This is a genomic window from Candidatus Nitrosopumilus sediminis (assembly GCF_000299395.1).
In the GTDB taxonomy this organism is placed as follows: domain Archaea; phylum Thermoproteota; class Nitrososphaeria; order Nitrososphaerales; family Nitrosopumilaceae; genus Nitrosopumilus; species Nitrosopumilus sediminis.
This window is the reverse complement of record NC_018656.1, coordinates 1182739-1205726: the sequence shown is the minus strand read 5'-3', so window position 1 is coordinate 1205726 and position 22988 is coordinate 1182739. Positions and strand designations below refer to the sequence as shown.

The following is a 22988-nucleotide window of genomic DNA, read 5'->3' as shown; positions in this document are numbered from 1 at the left end:
CTACTTTTCCATCTTCAGTGCATAATCTAACATTAAGGAAGGAATGTCAACTTCACACACTCTTACTGTGTTCTTGTATTCTGTAGTGTTGTTTACTTCATGTACGACCAATCCTTTCTCATCACTTTCCATCAAATCGACACCTACAATATCTCCTTGAATTGCATGTTTTGCTTTAATGCACATTTCTTCCATTTCTTGCGTTACTTTACATGGCTCTGCTGTGCCTCCTAATGCCATGTTGGTTTTCCAATGTTTAGAAGTACGATAAATTGCTGCTACAATTTTGTCTCCTATCATTATTGCTCTAATATCTCTTGGAGGTCTTTTTACAAATTCTTCCAAATAATGAACTTGATAGATTGGATACATGTTCTCTCTGCTTTCAATGATCCCCTCAGCTGCATCTCTGTCATTTAATTTTGAAATTAATCTGCCCCAACTACCAACTGTTGGTTTGATCACTTTTGGGTATCCTTGTGAATCTAATGCTTGTAAAGCTGCTTCTTTTGAAAAAGCAACAGTTGCATCAGGTGTCGGCACTCCAAATTTCTTTAGTAACATATGTGTGAATAATTTATTTCCTGCAAATACCCCTGTGTTTAGACAATTGATTACCTTCACACCAATTCCTTCAAGAGCTGCAGTTGAATGAAGATTTCTATAGTAACTTACACATCTTTGAATAACAATGCCATAATCTTCAGGTTTTTTTTCTAAATCTATTGCCAATTTCTTACAATCGACCATCTGGATGTTAATGTTCTTTTTTTTACCGGCTTCTAGCAGAGCTTTTTCTTCCCAACGGATGGTATCGTAAAGAATGGTAACGTCAGGATTCACTGTCCCCAATCCTCGCCAACCGTTTGGGCTGGCTTTAGATCGAAACCGTTTGAACCTTGAACTAATTCAAAACTTGCGCCACATTCCGGACATGTTACGATCTCTCCTTCAAGTGCATCACTTGGAACGGAAATATCTGCATCACATTCTTCACATTTTGACATATTATCTCTTCATAACTCCTCTTTATTTATCATTAATTATCTTTTTTTCAAGTCTGTCTTCTAGAGGGATCTCTATCAGATCACCCATTCTGAGGCCCTTTAATCCTGCAGCTACAGCTTTTGCCCCTTCATCATCTTTTTCCAATCCTAACAATGACATCAAATATGCAGCGCCAGTTTTTCCAGCTAGTTCTCCAAACACTATTCTTCTTCTATTTCCAACTGCTCTAGGAGGAATTGGCTCATAGGCCGCAGGGTTTTTGAGTATAGCTGCAAGATGTGTTCCTGCTTTGTGTTTGTATGCTGATGAACCTACAATTGGTTTAGAATCATATGGTTTGATTGATGTGTATTCTTCAATCAATCTGGATAAATCCAGCAACATGTCCAATCTGAAATCATTTGGTGATTTGTAAAGGTAAGTTAAGGCTACTGCAACTTCTGCAAGTGGAGGGATTCCTGTTCTTTCACCAATACCATCAATAGTAGTATGAATTTGATCTACTCCTGCATCACATGCTGAAAATGCATTAGCTACTGCAAATCCAATATCATTATGAACATGTGCGTCTAATGGAACGTCTATAACTTCTCTTACTTTTTTGACAAAATTATGCATTCCAATTGGACGTAAAATTCCTACTGTATCTGGAAGACTAATTCTATCTACACCTGCTTCTTCAATAGCTTTACAAACTTTCAATAGAAATTCTGGTTCCGCCCTACTTCCATCTTCAACTGTAAATCGTATTTTTAATCCATGTGACTTTGCATACTCTACTGTTTCTACTGCTCTTTCAAGTGCTTCTTCTCTTGAAATTCGTAATTTATCTTTAAGATGAATATCTGAAATTCCTAAATATGCTGCACACCACTTTGCATCACAATCTAATGAAATGTCAATATCTTCTTTTAGTGCACGACCATGAGAAACAATATCTGCCTTTAGCCCTTGTTTGATAATTGTTTTAGTTGCTTCTTTATGATCATTTGAAACTACTGGTGAAATTTCAATTTGATCTACACCAAAATAATCCAACATCCATGCAATCTGGATTCTTTGTTTGTTTGTAAATGAAACACCTGGATGTTGTTCTCCTTCTCTCAATGTACTATCCAAAATTCTGATTTTTTTTGGATTTTTGTCATATGCGTTATAGATATTTGCATAGTGATTCGGATCTTTCATTACAGAAATCGTTGCATTAGATTGATGATATAAACATATTCGTACTATCTTCGTCTGAAATATCTAAAAATGATCCTAGATTAGTTTTTGAAATTAAATTGTGAAACGAAAGTCGTTTTTAGATTATTTTTCTTAAAATGATGACTGTATTGGTATCTACCACACCTGGAATCTTTCTGAGTGCATCAATACTACTGTTAATTTCTGCAATATTTGTAGCACTCATAATTGTTGTAATGTCATACTGCCCTGTAATTTCATAAACTGTTTTTACTCCTTCTAATTTTGCAAGCTTTAGTGATACCTTGGATGTGTCCGTTGCAGAATCAACCGAAACCAAAACAATTGCACTGGTTGAATTTTCCTCTCCGAGCTCCAAAGTAAATTTCTTAATTGTTCCGCTGTCTACCAAATTTTTTACACGTCTTCTAACTGCTGATTCTGACAACTTTAGTTTTTTACCGATATCCACAAATGACTCTCTAGAATCTTCTTTCAAATATCCGATAATTTTTTCGTCTACTTTATCCTTGTACATCTCTTTTTTGTTCCTCTTCTGTAAGTATGGAATCAAGAGCATGTAAAACTTTTGTTACATCTTCTTCAGATATTACTAATGGGGGGAGAATTCTAAGTATATTTCTTCCAGAATACAACATCAGAACTCCTTTTTTTATTAATCCCATCAAAATATCTTTAACTTCAAATTTCATCTCGACACCTATCATTAGTCCTTTACCTCTAACTTCTCTGATCATTGTGTGTTTTTCTTTTAATTTTTCTAATCCTTCTCTAAACAATTTGCCCATTTTCTCTGAATTTTCAATCAATCCGTCTTCAGTAATTGCTTTAAGAGCTGCAATTCCTGCTGCACATGAGATTGGGTTTCCTCCAAATGTTGATGAATGCTCTCCTTTACTAATTGCAGCTAAAATTTCTGGTTTTACAAGAGTTGCTCCCATTGGTACACCGCCTGCAATTCCTTTTGCAAGGCATAGGATGTCTGGTACTGTATTCCAATGTTCACAAGCCCATAATCGTCCGGTTCTACCTAAACCAGCTTGAATTTCGTCAAAAATTAACACAATTCCTTTTTCATCACATAATTTTCTAACATCTTGTAAAAATCCATCAGGTGCAACAATAATTCCACTTTCCCCTTGAATTGGTTCTAAAATTACAAATGCGGTATCATCATCAATTACTGAACGTAAAGATTCAATGTCTCCATAAGATGCAAATGAAACTTTCTCTACTAGTGGTGCAAATGCTTTTCTGTATTTTGGATTAAATGTTAATGATAATGCACCAAATGATTTTCCATGATAGGAACCTTTCATTGCAACCATTCCTTTTTTGCCTGTAAACTTTCTTGCAAATTTCATTGCAGCTTCTATTGCTTCAGCACCACTGTTGTTTAGATGAACTTGTGTGAGCCCTTTTGGTGCTAAACCAATTAGTGTTGTCAAAAATTCCTCTCTTGTTTTGTTGTATAATGAACTATGAACTGTAATGATTTTGTCAATCTGTTCTTTGATTGCATTGTTAACTCTTTGATTTTTGTGACCTACTAGAGCTACTCCGTATCCTCCCATGCAATCGATATACTCTTTTCCGTTTATATCCCACACATGAGATCCAACACCTTTTTCAATTGTTACTGGAAATCTCTGATAGAGATTGCCCATGTATTGATCTTCACTCATGTTCAATCACCGTACAATTATTATGTGCAATAGCTGATGATATTGGATTTTCCCTTTGTCCATTTCCAATCAGTGCTTCTTTAACTCCCATATCTAATGCTTCAGTAGATGCCAAAATTTTCTTTTCCATCCCTGGCCCAATCTTTGGTCTGATCTCTTTTGCTTCTGCCAGTGTCAATTTTGTAACAAGTTTGTCATCCATTAACAATCCGTCAACATTTGTGATGAATAATACTTTATCACAACCTACCTTGCCTGCAACATATGCTGCAGCTCTATCTCCGTCTATGTTGAGAAATTCTGATTCTTCACTCATTGCTATGGGTGAAATAACTGGTGTGAGCCCTTGATCTAAGAGAGATTTGATGAATTTTGAATTTACTTCTCTAATTTTTCCTGTATATCCACCATCAATTGCTTGTTTTCTACCTTTTTCATTAACAATAAGCAATTTCTTTTTTCTATCTGCTTCAATCACTCTGGCATCTACTCCTGAAAGACCAATTGCATTAACGCCATTTTTTTGAAGCATTTGAACGATTGTTTTATTGATTCTACCTGACATAACCATAGTAAAAATTTCTGCAGTCTCTTTGTCTGTGTATCTACTTTTGATGCCGCTTGGCGATGTTACAAATTTTGGTTCTTTTCCTAATTGCTCACATACTTTTGTAACCTCTTTTCCACCTCCATGTACAATAATTATTCCCTCAGTCTCTGCTACTTTTTTAATATCTGAAATTGTTGATGGATGTAAATCATCTACTACACTTCCGCCGATTTTGATTGTGATCATTTCTAAACAGGAGTTAGTGGAGTGTATCTGAGTCCGTCCATTTCATCAAAACCACACATTACATTCATGTTTTGAATGGCAGAACCTGCTGCACCTTTCATTAAATTATCTGATGCCGACATTGCTATCAATCTGTTGTTATCTTCATCTATATCGAATCCGATATCACAAAAGTTTGAACCAACTAAGAATTTTGGATCTGGGAATTTATACAATCCTTTTTTATCTCTGATTAATCTGACAAATCTTTCTTCGCCATAAGCTTGACGATATAATTTCCATAATTCTTTTTCTTCAATGTCTTTTTTCATGAATGTGTGATTTGTACACAAGATTCCACGGACTACATCTACTGCATGTGGACTCATTGAAACATGAATTTTCTTTCCTGCAATTTCGCTTAGTTCTTGTTCAATTTCACCAGTGTGTCTGTGTTTTGCTGGCTTGTATGGTCTGATTACTCCTGCTCTCATTGCATGTGCAGTTCCTGAACCTGAACCTGCACCTGATGAGCCAATTTTTGAGTCTACTACAATATGTTCAGTATCAATAATGTCATTTCTAATTAGTGGTGCAAGTGCTAACATTGATGTAACGGCCATACATCCTGGGCAAGAAACAAGTTGTGCTTTTTTGATTTCTTCTCTATGTAATTCTGGAACTCCAAATACTGATTTTGCTAAATAATCTGGATGTGGATGCTCCCAGCCATACCATTTATCGTATGCCTCTTGATCATGCAATCTATAATCTGCACTCAAATCAATTACTTTGATTCCTCTGTCGTACAATGCTTTTACAATTTCAGTTGCAGTTCCATGAGGAACTGCTGTAAAAACTAAATCACATTTGTCTGTTAATTTGTCATAATCTAATTCTGAGAATGTTAGATCGGTAAATCCTTTCAAACTTGGTTGGATTCTGTGTAGATATTCTCCTACATGCTGTCTTGATGTGACCATTGCGATCTCAACATCTGGATGGTTAACAAGAAGACGAAGTGTTTCTCCGCCTACATATCCAGATGCTCCTACAACCCCAACTTTCATGATAAGACCAATTCTAATGGAGTATAATTTATTTTCTTATGTAGTTTAGAGCAAATTCTACCATTTCTTTTGGTATATTTCGTTGTGCAACTCTTGCCAGTCCTTTGAATTCTACTGTGTTGTTTACTTCGTGGACTACTAGGCCCTTTTCCTCATCTTCCATCATATCAATTCCTAAAATTCCTCCACCCATAGCTTTTGATGCTTTAACTGCCATGTCCTCCATCTCTTTTGTGATCTCACAAAGTTCTGGATCTGCTCCCAATGCGATATTGGTCTTAAATCCGCCTGAAGATTTTCTATACATGGCAGCAATTGGCTCGTCACCTACTGTGATCACTCTAATGTCTCTTGGAGGTCTTTTGATTAATTCTTGTAAATAGTAAATTCTGTCATGAGGACTATCTGTAATATCTCTGATTTCAAAAATTGCCTCCATTGCATCTTTGTCTTTGAGTGGCATCACTCCTCTTCCCCAACTGCCTATTACTGGTTTAATGACTAAGGGGAATCCTACTTTTTCCAAGTTCTCTGCTGCACTTTCACTTGAAAATGAAAAATATGTTTTAGGTGTTGGGATGTTATTTTTTTTCAAAAGTAGCGTCATGAACATTTTGTTTCCACAAATGTTTGCTACCTCAAATTTGTTTAACACAGGAATGTCCATAAATTCTAGACTTGCAGTAAAATGAAGACCTCTAAAATAACTCACACATCTTTCTAAAACAATATCTCCCAAATCAAAATCTTCTTTTTTACTGTCTGTATTGATTTGAGTGATTTTTGCATCAAGCATCAACGCGTCATGTCCTAATTCCGATGCTTCTTTTTGCAGCATCTTCTCTTCGGCTCTTAGGCGGTCAAAGACAATACAAACTTTTGACATTACTCTCCCCAGTCTTCGCCTACGGTTTCTGCTTGTTTAAGCTCAACATTTGATCCGTCTTTTTTTGAGATTTCAAAGTCAGCGCCACAATCAGGACAGGAGACAATTTCTCCTACTGAGGCATCGTCTGGGATGTTTAGTGTTGCATCACATTCTGGGCAGTTCATGTTTTTGTTGACCTTTTCTTTTGTAATTTATTAGCTTCTGTTGACTGCATTCCCCACAATTCTACAAATCCTTTGGCCAATCTTTGATCAAAAGTTGATTCTACCCCATAAGTTGCAATATCGTGACTATACAATGAATTAACAGACTTTCTTCCGACAACTCTTAGGCCTCCTTTGTACAATTTCAGTTTCACAGTTCCTGAAACTGGTTTTTGTGATGCTTCGATGAATCCATCCAGATCTGCTTTGAGAGGATCTTGCCAAAGACCTGAATAGACCAAATATGCCCATTCATCATCAATAATTGACTTGAACTTGTTTTCGTGTTTAGTGTGGACCATTTTTTCTAAATCCGTATGAGCTTCAATTAGACAAGTTGCTGCTGGTGTTTCATATACTTCTCTAGATTTAATTCCGACAACTCTGTCTTCTATATGGTCTACTATTCCTACACCTGCATTGCCTGCTTTTTTGTTAATGTATTCAATAAGTTTTAGAGGCTCCATTGTTTTTCCATCCACTCCGACTGGTATTCCTTTGCTGAATTTAATTTCCAAGTATGTTGGTCTGTCAGGTAAATCTTTTGTTTTAACCCAAATGAATGCATCGTCAGGTGGTTCGTTGTATGGATCCTCTAACACTCCTCCCTCAATTGCACGACCCCACAAGTTTTGATCAATACTGAATTTTTTTGCTACAGTATCAATTTCAATTCCATGCTTTTTTGCAAATTTTAATTCTGTATCTCTATCCAAATTTTTGTCTCGAATTGGAGCTATGATGGGAAGATCTGATCCAGAACGTAATGTAATGTCAAATCTAACTTGATCATTTCCTTTTCCAGAACAACCATGTGCAAGTGATGTTACTTTTTCTTTTTTTGCAATTTCTAAAACTTTTTCTGCAATTAATGGTCTGGCAAGTGCTGTTGCAAGACAATATTTTTTTTGATAAAGAGCATTTGCTTTAATTGATGGGAAAATGTAGTCTTTGACAAATTCTTTTCTTGCATCAATGTTGTAATGTTTTTTTACGCCAAGTTTTTTTGCTTTAGCTGCAATCTTTTTCCAATCATCACCTTGTCCAACATCTACAGTTACTGTGATGACATCCATATCATGTTCATCTTGAAGATATTTTACAACCACTGAAGTATCTAATCCTCCTGAAAATGCAAGAATTCCTTTTTGAGTCATAAAACATCTTTTCCGTCGTATTTTGGAATTTATCTTTTGTGATAGGCTCAAAATTAATTATTTTCAAAAAATTTCTGACTAGCTTGAGCTAAAATTCGATGATTATTTAACCGCCAGATATAACGCTGTTTTATGAAAAGCCGATCTGTTATTTCTGTTATTATTGGAGGGATTATTTTCTTATCTGTAGTCGGTGTTGCTCTGAATTCTAGTAATGCCTCTGATGAAAACAAACTCCGCATTGCATATTTTCCAAATATTGGTCATGCAATTGCAATAGTTGGAATGGAAAAAGGATTCTTTGAAACAAGTCTTGGAAATACAACACAGATTGAAACTCGAGTTTTTGACAGTGGTCCTCAGGCAATCGAGTCTTTATTTGCAAATTCTATTGATCTAGCATATGTTGGACCGGGCCCTGCAATTAATGGATTCTTAAACTCTGAAAATCATAATGTAAAAATTCTTGCTGGTGCAGCTAGTGGTGGTGCAAGTTTCATTGTTCATCCTTTATCTGAAATAAATTCTGCTTCTGATTTTGCAGGAAAAAAAATCGCTGCTCCACAAATAGGTAATACTCAGGATGTATCATTGCGATATTACCTGTCTGAGAATGGATTAAAATCTGCTGAAAAAGGTGGTTCTGTAGTAATTTACAATATTCCAAATCCTGACATATACACATTATTTGTCAAAGGTGATATTGATGGCGCCTGGGTTGCAGAACCTTGGGCTACAATTTTGGAAACTGAATTGAATGGAAAACGATTATTTCATGAAGAAGAATTGTGGCCAAATCAAGAATTTGCATCTGTTCTCTTAATTGCAAATACAAATTTTGTAGAAAAAATCCTACAATAATTACAAATTTTTTGGACTCTCATCATGAAACAGCAAATTGGATTAATCAAAATCCTACTGAAACTAGAATTATTTTTAATAATTTTTTAACTTCTCATTTGGGTCAATCATTATCTGATGATGTTGTAGATACTGCATTATCTAATCTTCAAATCACTGATGATCCTTTGCTTGATTCTGTTTATTCATTTGCAGAGAAAGCAGATTCATTAGGATATCTGGGAAGAAATGGATATGATTTGTCTGGTATTTTTTACTACTTTGATACAAATTCCATTGATGGAGATGATACAACATGACCAAACTTGAGGCAAAAAATATTGTGAAATACTTTAGCCATGATTCTCACAAACTCAAAGCTCTTGGAGGTATAAATCTCAAAGTTGAGGCAGGCGATTTTGTATGTTTGGTGGGCCCCTCAGGATGTGGAAAATCTACCTTTTTACGCATAGTTGCAGGCTTGGAAAAACCAGATGAGGGAGAAATCTTGTTTGATGGCCGTACTGTTTCTGAAACTGGGCCTGAAAGAATTATGGTGTTCCAGGAGGGTGCATTATTCCCATGGCTTAAGGTTCAAGATAACGTAGAATTTGGATTAAAGATGGCAGGTATCCCAAAAGAAGAACGTGCTAAGATATCTCATAGATTTCTAGACATGATGCAATTGACCAAATTTGCAGATTCTTACGTATACCAGCTTTCTACTGGAATGAAACAACGTGTAGCTATTGCAAGAGCTCTTGTAATGGATCCTGATGTATTACTAATGGATGAACCATTTGCTGCTCTTGATGCACAGACTCGGGATTTGTTATTAGTTGAAATGCAATTAATTTGGGAGAAAACAAAAAAGACTATTTTGTTTGTCACTCACAGTGTTTCAGAAGCTGCTGTTCTTGGAACCAAAGTAGCAATTTTCAGTAATCGTCCATCTGTAATTAAAAAAGAAGTTGACAATAATTTCCCACGACCTAGAATTACTGAAGATGAATCGTTATTAAAATTCCAACAAGACATCTTGACAGAACTTAGACCAGAGGTAAAGAAAAGTAAAGAGTGATAATTATGGCAAAGAATTTCACAGTACATAGAATTGCGTTTTACATTGGAATTGTTGTAGTTTGGCAAGTGATTGCAATGTCTGGAATATGGCCTGATAATATTTTCCCCTCTCCTTATGAAGTGGCAGAAGACTTGGCATATGGAGTAGCAGATAGTAGTTTGTTATATGGAATAGCAACTAGCATGTGGAGATTGTCCATTGGATTGGCAATTGCAATTGTTGGTGGAATTGTACTTGGAATCTTTATGGCAAGAGTTGAGGTCATCAATCAAACTGTTGGTTCTTTAGTTTTGGGATTGCAATCAATTCCTTCAATTGCTTGGGTTCCATTAGCAATACTTTGGTTTGGATTAACTGATGGAGGAATAATTTTTGTTACTGCAATTGGTGCAATCTTTGCAGTTACTATCAACACCTACACTGGAGTCAAAAATATAGATCCTCATTTTATTGAGGCTGCAAGAAATATGGGTGCCAAGGGAAGTCAATTAATTACCGCAGTATTGATTCCAGCAGCATTCCCATACATGATTTCTGGATTCAAACAAGGATGGGCATTTGCATGGAGGGGAGTAATTGGTGCTGAAATACTGTTCTCATTCCTAGGTTTAGGATTCTTACTTAATGCTGGTCGTTCTCTTAATGATGTCTCACAAGTAATTGGAATCATGGTAGTGATTATGGGAATTGGTCTGTTAGTTGATGGGGTAATTTTCAAAAAATTGGAAAATAAAGTCATGTCTCGTTGGGGCTTGAGATAATTTTTTTATTTAAATTCCTGCTTGTAATTTTAACAATTATTAAAGTATTATTATGCGATCATCGTCTTTTTTTATGATGATCATAATTACTTATATTTCCCATGTCTTGAATTTTTATCAATAACTTGAAACGAACACAAATAATGATACTGACAACTGTAATACTATCAATAACTCTCGCATCTGTTTTTACAATCAATTTTGAAAAAACTGATACAACGACATACGAAAATGTAGACGTTCCTTTGTTTGCTGCTGAAGCTTTACCTAACGGAGCACACCATACCATCAAAATGGAAGCTGTAAAAATGCCTGATGGCATGTATGCTTATCGAATGGTAGAGTATGATTTGGATGGTTCTGATTTAGTAGCAAATGGAATCTTTGACACTGACCCTTCAATTCCTGGTCCAACCATTGTAATGACAGAAGGCGATACTGCCAACATTACATTAACTAACAAAGCATGTGATGAAAACTTTGTTGATGGCGGAGTTGGTTCTGCAGAAACCTTTTTCATTGGAATGCATACACATGGTGTCCATTATGACATTAGTGATGATGCAACCTATGATAGAGTTAATGGTGCAGAAACTTCAGCTGCTGAATGTAATTCATCTGTAGAATATACATGGGATGCAGGACTCGGCACTGCTGGAACTTGGCCATATCATGATCATACATTCAGCCAAAATGAGGTTGGAGCAGAAGATGTAGGACTATTTGGAACAGTAATAGTAAATCCTGCTAATGGTAATGTTGATGGCTTTGTAAATAGCGGTACTGGTAATATTGACAAGATAAAGGTAGATGACATTGAAAAAGAATTCATTCTCTGGATGGTTTCATCTGACGTACTAGGACAAAGTATTTTCTATGGAATGGAAATTGATAATCAAAACGGTGGTAAACAAACACCTCTTTGGGTAAACCCAACATTATACGCATCAGATGGTGCTAAAGTTAGATACCATGTTTTAGGCATTGGTGACGAAACTCATGCATTCCATTTGCATGGTCATAGATGGGTTGAATCTCAAGGTGGTTCTGCTGACATTATTGATGTAAAAGAGATTACTCCGCTTCAAAGACACACTTTCTTAGTTGAGGTTAGTGATAACCAAAACGGAATTGATGGAACTGAAGGATGGATGTATCACTGTCATTTCTTTAACCATATGGAACAAGGCATGAGTGGAATGATGATGGTCCTTGAAGGTGATGACACATTACCTGATGTAGGTGCTGTCTTTACTCTCAGTGATGAACCAGGACTTTGGATGAAAACTCTCAATGCTGGAATTGCTGATGATTTAGATGAAGCATTAGCTCCTGCAAATTCGATTTTCACCTCACTTGGTTTGCCAACTGTTGATCCTAGACCTGGAACAGGATTTCCCCTTGATTATCTCAAAGTTATTTCACCCGCATTTGGTGATACCTTGGGACGATCACTTGCAATAATTAATCCTGGCGAAACAGTGATTTTCAACATGAAAGATTCTCAGACAAAGCATACTATTACTTCATTGATCTGGCCTACAGCAGCTTCCCCATTGGGAGGTAATGGATTACTTACAAACGATGTTCCTGTAGCTTTCTTTGATACTCAATTAGGTATTAGAGGTTCTACATTCTTGACAAATTCCGACGGCTCTGCAGCAACACTTGATGAGCCTGGATTGTACGTTTTTGTTTGTCAAATACACCCATACATGATAAGTGCTGTAATTGTTGATGATCCAACAACTAATGTAAAATCATCTACACTTGGTGGTGCAACATTGCCTTTACTTGATTTGTCTGATGACTTGACTATTCTAACAAGGTATCCTGATCCTGTTACTAATGATATGGAATTCCCAGTAACTCTTGGACCCGTTAATGCTTTGCCATTAGAATTGTTAAAGGACTTTTATGTAATCTCTGATCCGTCAAACTGGAAAGATTACAACCAAGATAATTGGGAAGTAAATGTGGTACCTGCATTAGTTACTACAAACTCAGAACAAGTAGTAGCTGCATTACACACTGATACTGCTAGTCTAATTGGATTAGCCACTGCATTGGGAATCACAAATTCCACAGGTGGCGCACCAGATGTGATATTAGGTGCTGCATTAGATTCTAATGTTCCAATTACAAATGCTGACAGACAGGCTCCACTTCAAAAAGGTGTAGGTGAAATCTGGGTAAATACACAGTTTGAACAAACTGTAAACAAGAATCATCCTGGAACACCAAATGATAAACCTGGAACCATTACTGTAGTTAATGCAAACGACTGGAGTATTGATCAAAAAATTGCACTTCCTGAAATCAACATGAACCATCCACATAACATGTGGACTGATTCTAAAAATGAAGTAGTGTATCAAACACAATGGTTTGATTCTAGAATGGTTGTAATTGACAGAGAAACAGGTGAAATGATTAAAGACAACTTTGTTGGCCAATCCCCATCACATGTAATGACTTCTCCAGAAACTGGAAAAATCTACATTGCAATGAATGGTGAGGAAACAATCAACGAACTTGATCCAACTACCTATGAGATTACAAGACAAATCTCTACAGGCGATTCATCTCATCCTCATGGTCACTGGATTAGTAGTGATGGTAAGTATGTGGTAACTCCAGACTTTCTTAGCCTAAGTTCTACAATTGTAAACCTTGAAGATAACACATCTGTCAAGGCAGAACATACTGGTGGAGGATCTGTTCTTATTGCACCAATTGCAACAGGAATGCTTGGAAGTACTGAAAAATATTATACTGCTGATTTCCTTGGAAATACTCTAAGTGTAATTGATATTGATGATGCAGAAATTACTCATCAAATTGATTTGCTTGAAGTAGGTGTAGCACTTCCAATTCAAACTCCAGTTAGTCCTGATGACAAATGGATGGTTACAGCCAATTTAATTGGACCTACTGGTCCAGCAATAACTGTTGTAGATACATCAATTGATGAAATTGTATCTGTACTTCCTTGTGATCCTGGATGCCATGGTGTACAATGGGGTGCACAAGAAGATGGTGGATACTATGCATATATTTCCAACAAATTCTCAAATGCACTAATTGTAGTTGATCCAAAAGACGGATATGATGCAGAAATTGCAGGAAAAATCATCTTAACTAAAGAGTTTAAGACAACAATTGATGATCCTGTAATTGGTTATGCTGGAATGGGAGGACAAGGAGTTCTTGCAATTCCTAATGTCTATGAAGGCTGGATTCAACAAACCGTTGATGAATGTGGTAATGGTGTAGATCCTTGTTCAGAAGAGATAGCAGACTATCTTGATGACTTGGATGATGACCAAAAAGATCCATTAGGCTCCTGATAACATCAAAAAATAGTAAAACAGTTCAAACTTTCTTTTTCTTTTTATTTTCTAATCTTTAGTGATACTCCAAATGCACATACAATAATTACAATTGCAAAATACATTACTGCTGTATAATCAAATAGGAATGCAATACTTCCTGCAACTACTGGACCTACAACTGTTGCAATGGATAATGTTGAACTAAATATTCCAGTTGATGTTGAACGTGGATTGTTATCCATAAGATGGAAATTTCCACCAATAAACAAAAATGCCCATGTTGCACCAACTAGTGACATAAATGGCATCGCCATCCACCAGTCTGTAATCATTGATAATCCTACAAACACAAATGTTGTAAAGCCTATGCCGATTTGAAATTTCGTAACATTTGATAGATGGATTTTACTTGCCATTACATTCATCAAAATAAAAGCAGTCAATGTGTTTGCAACATATACAATTGATATTTGATAAAGTTCTGCACCTAATTTCTCCATTAACATTATTGGAAGGATGGTCCAGACAGCTGCTGCTCCAATATGTCTTAGTAATAAAGATGAGAACAGAAACTTGTTTTTTACGATAACCTTTTTTGTAGTTCCCGGAGTCAGTTCTTTTACTTGTTGTGGATTTGGTAATTTGATTGTGAATAACAATCCAATCACAAATGAAGCAGCACTTATCAAGAAAATTAGTCGTAGATCATTTGCAATTCCTGCTGCTGCAATTCCGGCAAGCCATCCTAATGCATGAAATGAAATTACAGTTGCTGCTCTCTTTTTGTCAATGTTTGCCTCATAAGTATATGCAATCATTGCAGGAATCATAATTCCACTAGCAACACCTGCTGCAATTCTTACCAAGAAAAACATCCCTAGATCATCTGCAAAATAGTGTAATCCAAATGCTATAGCACAGCCGATGAAGCCAATTCTAATGAATTTGAGCCTGGTTCCTTTCTTGTCTGAGTGTCTTCCAAAATAAATTTCGGATAAAATTTGGGCAAAACTAAATGATGCTACTAAAAGCCCAATCTCAAAAACTGATTCTGTAACGCCTTTTGCAATAACAGGCATGAAAACAAAGATTATGGAAATTCCAGCATGTTGAAAAAAGGTGGCAGTACGAACTAGATTGTTAACATGTAACTTTTGCATAAATCCACATCAAATTACTTTTTGCCTAATTTCAACATACGTATCAATACTACTCTTCTTTGTGGTTTTTTCTGAAAAGAGTTAAACTGTCCAAGAACGTCTTGAAATTAAATTGACAGAAAAAGAACCATTTCTTGATGCAATAAAAAATAGAATTTTATTATTTGATGGTGCAATGGGAACTGAAATTCAAAGACATGATCCTAAACCTGAGGATTTTCCAAATAATCAAGATGGGTTTAACGACGGTTTAGTTATTACTCATCCTGAATGGATAAAAGAAATTCATAGAAATTATCTGGACGCTGGAGCAGATTGCATTGAAACAAATTCTTTTGGTTCAAACAAAATTAAACTTGATGAATATGGCTTTGGTGATCAAACTGTTGAATTTAATAAAAAAATTGCCACACTTGCATCTGAAGTGTGTAATGAATATACTGATAAACCTCGATACGTGATTGGTTCGATGGGCCCTACAGGATATCTTCCAAGTTCAAATGATCCTGATTTGGGTCAAAAATCTCTTGATGAAATTCGAGAAGCATTTGAGTTACAAGCTGAGGGGTTGATTCTTGGAGGCGTTGATGCATTGCTTATTGAGACTAGTCAAGACATTCTGGAAGTGAAATTGGTAATTGAGGCATGTCATAATGCTATTAAAAAAACTGGTAAAAAAGTTCCAATAATTGCAAACACTACTTTAGATCAATATGGAAAGATGTTACTTGGAACAAATATTCAAGCTGCATACACCACTGTATCAGACATGGGCATTGACGTGTTTGGATTAAATTGTTCCACTGGCCCAATTGAAATGACTCCTAGTGTTAGATGGCTAGATGAACAAAATGAACATAATGTACTAGTTGTTCCAAATGCTGGCATGCCTGAAAATGATGGTGGTCAAGCAGTTTACAAGATGACTCCTGAAAAGATGGGTGCCGCATTAGGCGATTTTCTTAATGAATACAAAAAAGTTCGAATCATTGGCGGTTGTTGTGGTACAAATCCTGAACATATCAAAGCCTTGAGGAGAGTAATTGACGAAAAAGCCAACTCCGTCAAGGGTTAAGTATTTACAAAAACAGGTGTGATTTTATAACATTGACAGTTCCTAGAGTAAGTTCGGCATTAAAGGCAGTTGATCTTAAGCAAGTTCCTCCACCTCTAATTATTGGTGAGAGGATCAATACTCAAGGTTCTCGTAAAGCTAAGAAACTGGTTCTTGATGATGATTATGATGGCTTGGTTGATTTAGGGCGAATGCAAGTTGAGGATGGTGCACATTGTCTTGATGTTTGTGTTGCAACTACCGAACGTGCGGATGAACGCGAGTTTATGCTAAATTTGGTAAAACGATTAAGCTTAGAAATTGATGCGCCGCTAGTAATTGATTCTACAGATCCTGAAGTCATTGAGGCTGCAGTTACTCAGATCCCTGGAAGGCCAATAATTAATTCCATAAACCTTGAAGGTGATGGAAGTAGATTTGAAAAACTTGCTCCTATCATGGCAAAATATGGTTTGCCTGCAATTGCTTTGTGTATTGGCCCTGATGGAATGGCAAAAACTCCGCAACAAAAAATTGACACTGCAGAATTGCTTTATGAAACAGGAAAAAAATATGGCTTGAAAATTGAACAGTTTATTTTTGATGTTCTTACATTTACTTTGGCAACAGGAGAAGATGAATTTATTGATGCAGGAAAAAATACACTTGAAGGAATTAGATTAGTTAAAGAAAAATTTCCTAATGCCTTTACTACATTGGGACTAAGTAACATTAGTTTTGGTTTGGCACCATATGCCAGAAAAATTCTAAATTCTGTTTTCTTGTATCATGCAGTCAAAACTGGTCTTGATACTGCAATAGTTAACGCAAAAGAGATTATTCCATATGGTGAAATTGACGAAAAAGAGAAAAAACTAGCAGAAGATCTAATCTTTAACACTCATCCAAATGCTTTGGCAGACTTGATTACTTACTTTGAAAATGCAGGACCTCAAAGTGGTACTGCATCAAAGAAGGTGGATGTGGATCCATCGTGGCCTGCAGGAAAACGTGCTAACTTCAGAATTGTAAATAGGCTCAAAGATGGAATTCAAAATGATGTGGTATCTGCCATAGCAGAAAAACTTGGACAAAATGAAATTATTAAAGACACTGCGGGAACTTTGTCATTAGATGCTTCCAAAGATGTAACTCACGATGGTGCAATCAAAACTCTCAATGAAGATTTACTTCCTGCCATGAAAGAGGTTGGTGACAAATTTGGTGCTGGTGAACTGATTCTGCCCTTTGTTCTAAAATCTGCAGAATGTATGAAGGCTGCAGTTGGAGAACTGGAGAAATATTTGGTCAAAGAAGAGGGAACCAGCAAGGGCGTACTTGTTTTAGGTACTGTTTATGGTGATGTACATGACATTGGAAAAAACCTTGTAAAGACAATTTTTCAAAATAATGGATACACTGTACATGATTTGGGGAAACAAGTACCGCTGCAAAAATTTCTTGAAAAGATTGATGAAACAAATCCTGATGCAATTGGGTTATCTGCATTGTTGGTATCTACTTCGAAACAGATGAAATTCTTTGTAGAACATGCAAGAAAAAATAACATGACCATTCCAATTCTTTGTGGTGGTGCTGCAATCAACAGCAATTACATTAACCGAATTGCAAAAGAAGATGGGATTTATGAATCAGGAGTATTTTATTGCAATACTATGTTTGAAGGGCTCAAAACCATGGATATTTTAATTTCTGATGACAAACCAAAACTTTTAGCTGAGTGGAAAGAAAAATTAGAAAATTGGAAAGAAAAGTCTACTGCAACAGTAGATCCTGACACACTTCCAAAAAGTAAAATTACGCCAGTTACTATTCCTACTCCTAAAATTATTGGGGAGCCAATTCGATTAAAATTAGATCAGATCAATATGGGTGAAGTTTGGGCATTGATTGATAAAAAATCTCTTTTCAAATTATCTTGGGGCTTGAGAGGAAAAGCTGGTTCTGAATCAGAAGATGAACATGAACAATTACTAACTGAATGGAAGATGAGAATTCTTCGAGATAAATTATTTGAGCCTGAAGTTGTTTATGGCTATTTCAAATGTCACAACAAGAATAGAAAATTATTGGTTGAAAATCCTCATGGGGATGATGTGGAGTTAGAATTTCCACGTTCTACAAAACCCGACCATCTTTGTTTAACTGATTATTTTGGTGATGATGATGTTGTTGCATTTCAATCTGTAACTGTTGGAAATAAGGTTGCAGAAATTATTGAACAATGGAACAAAGAAGACAAGTATACAGATGCATACTATCTTCATGGCTTAGCTGTAGAAGTTGCAGAAGCATTAGCAGAATGGGTAAATCGTAGAATTAAATCTGAATTGAATTTAGAAAAGGGCGGTTTAAGGTATAGCTGGGGATTTCCTAGCTGTCCTGATGTGACACAACATCATCTGGTATGGAAATTATTACAACCTGAAAAATCTGGGATGACTTTGACTGAATCTGGACAAATTATTCCTGAACAATCAACTGCTGCAATTGTTGTTCATCATCCAGATGCAAAATACTTTGTACTTTAATTAGATATTTTTTCTAAAAATTCATTCAATCCATTAAAGTCACTAGGTGATGTAAGTAGAACATCTCCTGTAATCTCCTGTGTATCTTTTAACAACTTTTCAAATCCATTGTTGTATGATGCTAAATCTAAATTCAAAAACTTTGCAGATTTTTCATTTTTAGATGATGGGTACAATAGAATTGGTATGACTGAAAATCCTTTGAGGTTTTCAGATAATTCTTTAACTTGTTCTATGTTTTGAATCACCTGCGTCATGAATCCTTTGGGTTTAGCATCCAGTTTCTTTCCAATTTTAGAGTAGTTAGGTTTGTTTGATATTGAAAGATACAAGTCAATTTTTGAATCAACTCCTTGTTCTCTTAATCTCTTTACTGTCAGACTAGGGATTTGACCAGAGTCTGCTTTTCCTATTTGCGATGGGTCCCCCATCAAAACCAAAATTCCTGAAAATCCAATGGAGATACACTCATCTACAAATTCAGAAATCTCGACTTCGCTTTTATCTCTCACCCGAAGACTAACTGTAATTGGTAAATTTGGAATTTCTTTTCTAATAATTTTTCCAACTTTGATTGGTGAAACTCTTTGAAATCCTAATACATTTTCAGTCAGATGTATGGCATCACATTTCTTTGAAATAATTTTAATTTTTTCGACAAATTTTTGAATTGACTCGTCAATATTTACATCAGGTAAAATTTTTGGCGGATTGGCTTCGTACCTGATTGTCATATTTTCATTTCTTTTCTTCTGGGTTAAAACCTTTGAATATCAAAACCCATATTGAATAATAGGGAAGAATTACTATGCTGTTAGATGATTTAAAATCAACACTTTCTACATCTCTCAACCCGCACATAGAAAATAATGGAAAATATCGTTTAGCATCAATCCTTGTTGTGATTTATGGCGAGAAACCAATTGTAGTAATGACTGAAAAACCAAAAGATATGAAATTTCATGCAGGTGAAATTTCATTTCCTGGAGGAAAGTTGGAACATAATGATTCAAATCTTTTGGAAACTGCATTACGTGAAACTAGTGAGGAGATAGGACTGACAATTTCTAAAGATCAAGTGATTGGTCAGCTAGACCCTGTTGTAACACTCAATTCTAGTTTTTTGATATTGCCATTTATCTCAGTCATTAATAAAATCCCTCCATTATATGCAAATACTGAAGTTGAAAAAATTTTACATATTCCTTTGGAATCTTTTTTAAAAACTCAGGCAAAAGATCCTGATCCATACCATAATCGTATGCAAGAAATGTATACTTTTGAATATGAAAATCAAACTGTATGGGGGGCATCTGCTCGAATCCTAAAACAGATTAATGATTGCCTAAAATCCTGAGATTCATTTAAAAAGAGCTCCTCGTGCCTGAAAATCTATGGCTGCACGTAAGTCCTCTCCAAGGAAAATTCGTCTACTAAAAAAGACTAAACAAACTTCAGCAGTACCTGCATGGATTATTCTCAAAACAAAGAGAAGTGTAAGAACCAATCCAAAACGCAGAGCTTGGAGATCAACTGATGTGGAGGTAGGATAGATATGTCTCAAGAATTAGAACGAGTTTATACAATTAATCTAGGTAAAGTAAAGCTTTCACAATCACAACATAGAGCTGTTAGAGCAATTAACATGATTAAAGAATTTGCTCAACATCACATGAAAGTTGAAACAATCAAAATTGAAGAAGAATTAGCACATGAAGTTTGGGCAAAAGGCGTTAGAAGTCCTCCAAGAAAAGTTAGAGTTAGAATGAGTAAAACTGATGAAGGTTATGTCCTTGTTTCAAGATATGATGAGGATGCAGAATCTAAAGTTACTCCTGAAAAAGAAACCAAAAAAGTTTCTGATAAAGTAGAATTAATTCTTTTCAAAAAATTATAGTTTTAAAAAATTTGTTTATTCTAATTGGTATAAATCCAGTTCACAATCAATACTACAATCTGGTGTTGACCAATCAAGAGTATTTTCTTGGGGGATCATTCCTAATGGATCATAATTATCAAACTTTGTCATTCCTTGAATTGATGATAGCATTACAACTTTGGATTCATCAGAGTTTGAAGTCGTGTCAATTTGTGAATTGCTTTCATTAACAATTCCTGCAGTCATGTTTGTAATTGAATTGATTACTCCTACAGGGATATTACTGCCTCCAACTACATACAACATTGAACGTTTAACAGAATTTGGTGGTGCGTTACCATAAAGCATTTTTAGTGAATCTCTAAGAGAATCTTCAATATTTTGTCCATTTTTACTAGTAGAGATAATGTTTGTCTCTGATGATATCTCAGAGGCACCTAGTGATTCTATTACATGCATCATTGCAGAATTTGCAATATCATAGCATGATTTAGGACTTAGATCTGGATTACTTTCTAGCAATGAATCATTATCTAATACTATTGTACATTCAGAATTCTCTCTAACTCTTTTTAGGGATACTCCTGAATTGAAAATTCTATCTTTTTCATATTTGAAAGGCATAATTGCAAATGAAATCAATCCTGCATCTGATTCTTTACACATTTCTGAGACTACAGGAGCCATGGCTGAGCCTGCTTTACCTGCTAAATTACTCATTAAGATAACAGTGGAATAACTTGAAATCTTTGATTTTATTTCGTCTTTGACTTTGTAAATTGAGCCTCTGATTAATTGAATAGATGGATTAACTACTGAATCTGTTGAAACATGTACAGATGGATTTTCTTGTGATAAATCATTTTTATCATTACTAATTAACAGGCAATCTGAATTTAGTGACTCTTTTGCCTGCATTGCTAATTTTGAGCCTACGCCTCCAATGCCTATGACCAAAACTGGTTCTTTAACTTGAAAACTCATTTCTAATCTTATTTTCTGATTTAGATAAAAAACCTTCTTACGTTTTTTTAATCAAATTTTAGATCGAAAAAATTTAGCTTGCGATCTTACCGACCAGTCTTTTTACCGTCGCATCTGTGATTTCAACCGTGTGTGATTGACCTAACTCTACATCGTCTTCTACAGCTATAGGCTTGTAGGCAAAGTTCCTACCTTTTATCCCCTCATCTGTCATCTCATCAAATAGGACCCTGCCTTTCCAACCGATCCATTTTTGATTGCTATCCATGGATAATTTACTGATCTGCTCAAAAATTATCTTGGTTCTTCGTTTAACTTCAGCTGCATCAATTTGCTCCCATTCTGCTGCCTCAGTTCCAGGCCTTGCACTGTACTTGGATAGATTCACAACATCTGGTTTTGTTTCATCAAGCAATGAAATTGTTTTTTGAAATTCTTCTTCAGTTTCTGAAGGAAAACCAATAATGATGTCTGTAGAAATAGTAAAGTCTACAAATCTTTCTTTGATTTTACTAACGATTTCTCTATATGTTTTAGATGTATGTCCTCGTTTCATATCATTTAGAACTTTATCACTTCCACTTTGAACTGGAATGTGTAAAAATTTGAAAACTTTGTCATTATCATAAGAATCAATTAATTTTTCTTTAATTCTTGGCATGTACATTGGATTCATCATTCCCACTCTAATCATAAAATCTTCGGGAATTTCTGAAACTGCATTAATTAGAGTTGGCAAGTCAGTTCCAATATCAAATCCATAACATCCGTTATCTGTAGATGTTAACCATACTTCTTTACATCCTTCTTTTATTTCAGTCTGAACTTGTCTAACAATGTCTCCTAATCTATAACTTGATAGATCTCCTTTAGATAATTTGGTTTGGCAAAATGTACACTCACTCATGCATCCACTAGCAATCTCAACTATTCCTACTGATGGATTAAGTCTTACTTTGGGCAATCCAACTTTGGACAAATCTGAATCTTCTAGAGCAACTTGCTTCTGACCTCCTAATGTTGTATTGATGACTTGGAGAGTTTTTCCCAATGAATTTGGGCCTAATAGACTGGCATTTTCTGAAAACTTTTCGACAGTTTCTTTTTCTGCTTTAGGAAGACAACCTGCTACAATAAGCGGTTTTGATTTTAATGAGTTAATCCTATACATCATTTTGTTAGCAGTAGAATCTTTGACTGAACATGTAACTACAATATTTAGATCAGATTCTTCAGAATTGTCTGTTAAAGTATGACCTCCGTTTAGAATTAATCCTGAGATCATTTCGGAATCTGCAAAGCTTGCTGAACATCCGTAGGCTTCTACGAAAATCTTTGCCATG

Annotated in this window: 24 protein-coding genes; 10 read left to right on the top strand and 14 right to left on the bottom strand. The window is 35.5% G+C overall.

All coding sequences use genetic code 11. The features are described 5' to 3' along the window. The 10 genes from lysX (NSED_RS07230) to NSED_RS07185 all read right to left on the bottom strand — a co-directional run bounded on the left by lysX (NSED_RS07230) (position 1) and on the right by NSED_RS07185 (position 7996). A complete protein-coding gene (lysX, locus tag NSED_RS07230) occupies positions 1-843 on the bottom strand; it encodes a lysine biosynthesis protein LysX (protein WP_014965601.1) in 843 nt (280 codons plus the stop codon). Continuing rightward, a complete protein-coding gene (lysW/argW, locus tag NSED_RS10995) occupies positions 840-1007 on the bottom strand; it encodes an alpha-aminoadipate/glutamate carrier protein LysW (RefSeq protein WP_014965600.1) in 168 nt (55 codons plus the stop codon). Before lysW/argW (NSED_RS10995) ends, lysX (NSED_RS07230) begins: the two co-directional genes overlap by 4 nt. Positions 1008-1029: 22 nt before the next feature. Next, positions 1030-2196: a LeuA family protein gene (locus tag NSED_RS07220; protein WP_014965599.1), complete on the bottom strand. Its 1167-nt coding sequence runs from the start codon at positions 2194-2196 to the stop codon at positions 1030-1032. A gap of 118 nt (positions 2197-2314) precedes the next feature. Beyond that, positions 2315-2734, bottom strand: coding sequence for an HTH-type transcriptional regulator LysM (lysM, locus tag NSED_RS07215; RefSeq protein WP_014965598.1), 420 nt, complete (start codon positions 2732-2734; stop codon positions 2315-2317). Then, on the bottom strand, positions 2721-3902 hold the full coding sequence (locus tag NSED_RS07210; RefSeq protein ID WP_014965597.1) for an aspartate aminotransferase family protein: 1182 nt from the start codon (positions 3900-3902) through the stop codon (positions 2721-2723). Before NSED_RS07210 ends, lysM begins: the two co-directional genes overlap by 14 nt. Further along, positions 3895-4698, bottom strand: a complete 804-nt coding sequence (locus NSED_RS07205; protein WP_014965596.1) for a [LysW]-aminoadipate/[LysW]-glutamate kinase — start codon at positions 4696-4698, stop codon at positions 3895-3897. Before NSED_RS07205 ends, NSED_RS07210 begins: the two co-directional genes overlap by 8 nt. A gap of 2 nt (positions 4699-4700) precedes the next feature. Then, positions 4701-5747, bottom strand: a complete 1047-nt coding sequence (argC, locus tag NSED_RS07200) for an N-acetyl-gamma-glutamyl-phosphate reductase (RefSeq protein WP_014965595.1) — start codon at positions 5745-5747, stop codon at positions 4701-4703. A gap of 28 nt (positions 5748-5775) precedes the next feature. Next, positions 5776-6633: a lysine biosynthesis protein LysX gene (gene lysX, locus NSED_RS07195; protein ID WP_014965594.1), complete on the bottom strand. Its 858-nt coding sequence runs from the start codon at positions 6631-6633 to the stop codon at positions 5776-5778. Continuing rightward, positions 6633-6800 (bottom strand): alpha-aminoadipate/glutamate carrier protein LysW, encoded by a 168-nt coding sequence (gene lysW/argW / locus NSED_RS07190; RefSeq protein ID WP_014965593.1) that lies wholly within the window; start codon positions 6798-6800, stop codon positions 6633-6635. The genes lysX (NSED_RS07195) and lysW/argW (NSED_RS07190) overlap by 1 nt, the downstream gene beginning before the upstream one ends. Continuing rightward, complete coding sequence (locus NSED_RS07185; RefSeq protein WP_014965592.1) at positions 6797-7996, bottom strand: argininosuccinate synthase; 1200 nt, start codon at positions 7994-7996, stop codon at positions 6797-6799. The genes lysW/argW (NSED_RS07190) and NSED_RS07185 overlap by 4 nt, the downstream gene beginning before the upstream one ends. 132 nt (positions 7997-8128) lie before the next feature. On the opposite strand from NSED_RS07185, the gene NSED_RS07180 reads away from it, so the two are divergent. The 5 genes from NSED_RS07180 (at position 8129) to NSED_RS07165 (ending at position 14031) form a co-directional block, all read left to right on the top strand. Next, positions 8129-8857 carry an ABC transporter substrate-binding protein gene (locus tag NSED_RS07180; protein WP_232212375.1) on the top strand — a complete coding sequence of 243 codons (729 nt, stop codon included), beginning with the start codon at positions 8129-8131 and terminating at the stop codon, positions 8855-8857. Positions 8858-8955: 98 nt separating this feature from the next. Further along, the gene (locus NSED_RS10780) at positions 8956-9156 is read left to right on the top strand and encodes a hypothetical protein (RefSeq protein WP_232212376.1); all 201 of its coding nucleotides are present in this window, start codon (positions 8956-8958) and stop codon (positions 9154-9156) included. Then, complete coding sequence (locus tag NSED_RS07175; protein WP_014965591.1) at positions 9153-9917, top strand: ABC transporter ATP-binding protein; 765 nt, start codon at positions 9153-9155, stop codon at positions 9915-9917. Before NSED_RS10780 ends, NSED_RS07175 begins: the two co-directional genes overlap by 4 nt. Before the next feature lie 5 nt (positions 9918-9922). Further along, positions 9923-10681: an ABC transporter permease gene (locus NSED_RS07170; protein ID WP_014965590.1), complete on the top strand. Its 759-nt coding sequence runs from the start codon at positions 9923-9925 to the stop codon at positions 10679-10681. Positions 10682-10806: 125 nt separating this feature from the next. Continuing rightward, the gene (locus tag NSED_RS07165) at positions 10807-14031 is read left to right on the top strand and encodes a multicopper oxidase domain-containing protein (protein WP_237737682.1); all 3225 of its coding nucleotides are present in this window, start codon (positions 10807-10809) and stop codon (positions 14029-14031) included. 44 nt (positions 14032-14075) lie between these two features. On the opposite strand, the gene NSED_RS07160 is transcribed toward NSED_RS07165, so the two are convergent. Continuing rightward, the gene (locus NSED_RS07160; RefSeq protein ID WP_014965588.1) at positions 14076-15176 is read right to left on the bottom strand and encodes an MFS transporter; all 1101 of its coding nucleotides are present in this window, start codon (positions 15174-15176) and stop codon (positions 14076-14078) included. Between the two features lie 112 nt (positions 15177-15288). Between NSED_RS07160 and NSED_RS07155 the strand changes: the two genes are divergently transcribed. Both NSED_RS07155 and NSED_RS07150 read left to right on the top strand, forming a co-directional pair. Continuing rightward, positions 15289-16251, top strand: coding sequence for a homocysteine S-methyltransferase family protein (locus tag NSED_RS07155; protein ID WP_014965587.1), 963 nt, complete (start codon positions 15289-15291; stop codon positions 16249-16251). Positions 16252-16283: 32 nt separating this feature from the next. Then, positions 16284-18782, top strand: coding sequence for a methionine synthase (locus NSED_RS07150; RefSeq protein WP_014965586.1), 2499 nt, complete (start codon positions 16284-16286; stop codon positions 18780-18782). On the opposite strand, the gene NSED_RS07145 is transcribed toward NSED_RS07150, so the two are convergent. After that, complete coding sequence (locus NSED_RS07145) at positions 18779-19516, bottom strand: 5,10-methenyltetrahydrofolate synthetase (protein ID WP_014965585.1); 738 nt, start codon at positions 19514-19516, stop codon at positions 18779-18781. The genes NSED_RS07150 and NSED_RS07145 overlap by 4 nt on opposite strands. A 74-nt stretch (positions 19517-19590) precedes the next feature. Here NSED_RS07145 and NSED_RS07140 point away from each other — a divergent pair, with 74 nt between their 5' ends. Genes NSED_RS07140 through NSED_RS07130 form a run of 3 tightly spaced genes read left to right on the top strand, consistent with a single transcriptional unit; the run spans position 19591 to position 20679 of the window. Continuing rightward, a complete protein-coding gene (locus NSED_RS07140) occupies positions 19591-20139 on the top strand; it encodes an NUDIX hydrolase (RefSeq protein WP_014965584.1) in 549 nt (182 codons plus the stop codon). A 37-nt stretch (positions 20140-20176) separates the two neighbouring features. Next, complete coding sequence (locus NSED_RS07135) at positions 20177-20335, top strand: 50S ribosomal protein L39e (RefSeq protein ID WP_014965583.1); 159 nt, start codon at positions 20177-20179, stop codon at positions 20333-20335. A gap of 2 nt (positions 20336-20337) precedes the next feature. Next, positions 20338-20679: a 50S ribosomal protein L31e gene (locus NSED_RS07130; RefSeq protein WP_014965582.1), complete on the top strand. Its 342-nt coding sequence runs from the start codon at positions 20338-20340 to the stop codon at positions 20677-20679. Positions 20680-20694: 15 nt separating this feature from the next. On the opposite strand, the gene NSED_RS07125 is transcribed toward NSED_RS07130, so the two are convergent. Both NSED_RS07125 and NSED_RS07120 read right to left on the bottom strand, forming a co-directional pair. After that, positions 20695-21645, bottom strand: coding sequence for an FtsZ/tubulin family protein (locus NSED_RS07125; RefSeq protein ID WP_014965581.1), 951 nt, complete (start codon positions 21643-21645; stop codon positions 20695-20697). 73 nt (positions 21646-21718) lie between these two features. After that, complete coding sequence (locus NSED_RS07120) at positions 21719-22987, bottom strand: tRNA (N(6)-L-threonylcarbamoyladenosine(37)-C(2))-methylthiotransferase (RefSeq protein ID WP_014965580.1); 1269 nt, start codon at positions 22985-22987, stop codon at positions 21719-21721. Between the last annotated feature and the right edge of the window lies 1 nt (position 22988).

Excerpts from the sequence above, each read along its gene's own strand:
- lysW/argW (WP_014965600.1), bottom strand. The coding sequence starts at position 1,007 with ATGTCAAAATGTGAAGAATGTGATGCAGATATTTCCGTTCCAAGTGAT.
- NSED_RS07220 (WP_014965599.1), bottom strand. The coding sequence starts at position 2,196 with ATGAAAGATCCGAATCACTATGCAAATATCTATAACGCATATGACAAA.
- lysM (WP_014965598.1), bottom strand. The coding sequence starts at position 2,734 with ATGTACAAGGATAAAGTAGACGAAAAAATTATCGGATATTTGAAAGAA.
- NSED_RS07210 (WP_014965597.1), bottom strand. The coding sequence starts at position 3,902 with ATGAGTGAAGATCAATACATGGGCAATCTCTATCAGAGATTTCCAGTA.
- NSED_RS07205 (WP_014965596.1), bottom strand. The coding sequence starts at position 4,698 with ATGATCACAATCAAAATCGGCGGAAGTGTAGTAGATGATTTACATCCA.
- argC (WP_014965595.1), bottom strand. The coding sequence starts at position 5,747 with ATGAAAGTTGGGGTTGTAGGAGCATCTGGATATGTAGGCGGAGAAACA.
- lysX (WP_014965594.1), bottom strand. The coding sequence starts at position 6,633 with ATGTCAAAAGTTTGTATTGTCTTTGACCGCCTAAGAGCCGAAGAGAAG.
- lysW/argW (WP_014965593.1), bottom strand. The coding sequence starts at position 6,800 with ATGAACTGCCCAGAATGTGATGCAACACTAAACATCCCAGACGATGCC.
- NSED_RS07185 (WP_014965592.1), bottom strand. The coding sequence starts at position 7,996 with ATGACTCAAAAAGGAATTCTTGCATTTTCAGGAGGATTAGATACTTCA.
- NSED_RS07180 (WP_232212375.1), top strand. The coding sequence starts at position 8,129 with ATGAAAAGCCGATCTGTTATTTCTGTTATTATTGGAGGGATTATTTTC.
- NSED_RS07175 (WP_014965591.1), top strand. The coding sequence starts at position 9,153 with ATGACCAAACTTGAGGCAAAAAATATTGTGAAATACTTTAGCCATGAT.
- NSED_RS07170 (WP_014965590.1), top strand. The coding sequence starts at position 9,923 with ATGGCAAAGAATTTCACAGTACATAGAATTGCGTTTTACATTGGAATT.
- NSED_RS07160 (WP_014965588.1), bottom strand. The coding sequence starts at position 15,176 with ATGCAAAAGTTACATGTTAACAATCTAGTTCGTACTGCCACCTTTTTT.
- NSED_RS07145 (WP_014965585.1), bottom strand. The coding sequence starts at position 19,516 with ATGACAATCAGGTACGAAGCCAATCCGCCAAAAATTTTACCTGATGTA.
- NSED_RS07140 (WP_014965584.1), top strand. The coding sequence starts at position 19,591 with ATGCTGTTAGATGATTTAAAATCAACACTTTCTACATCTCTCAACCCG.
- NSED_RS07135 (WP_014965583.1), top strand. The coding sequence starts at position 20,177 with ATGGCTGCACGTAAGTCCTCTCCAAGGAAAATTCGTCTACTAAAAAAG.
- NSED_RS07130 (WP_014965582.1), top strand. The coding sequence starts at position 20,338 with ATGTCTCAAGAATTAGAACGAGTTTATACAATTAATCTAGGTAAAGTA.
- NSED_RS07125 (WP_014965581.1), bottom strand. The coding sequence starts at position 21,645 with ATGAGTTTTCAAGTTAAAGAACCAGTTTTGGTCATAGGCATTGGAGGC.
- NSED_RS07120 (WP_014965580.1), bottom strand. The coding sequence starts at position 22,987 with ATGGCAAAGATTTTCGTAGAAGCCTACGGATGTTCAGCAAGCTTTGCA.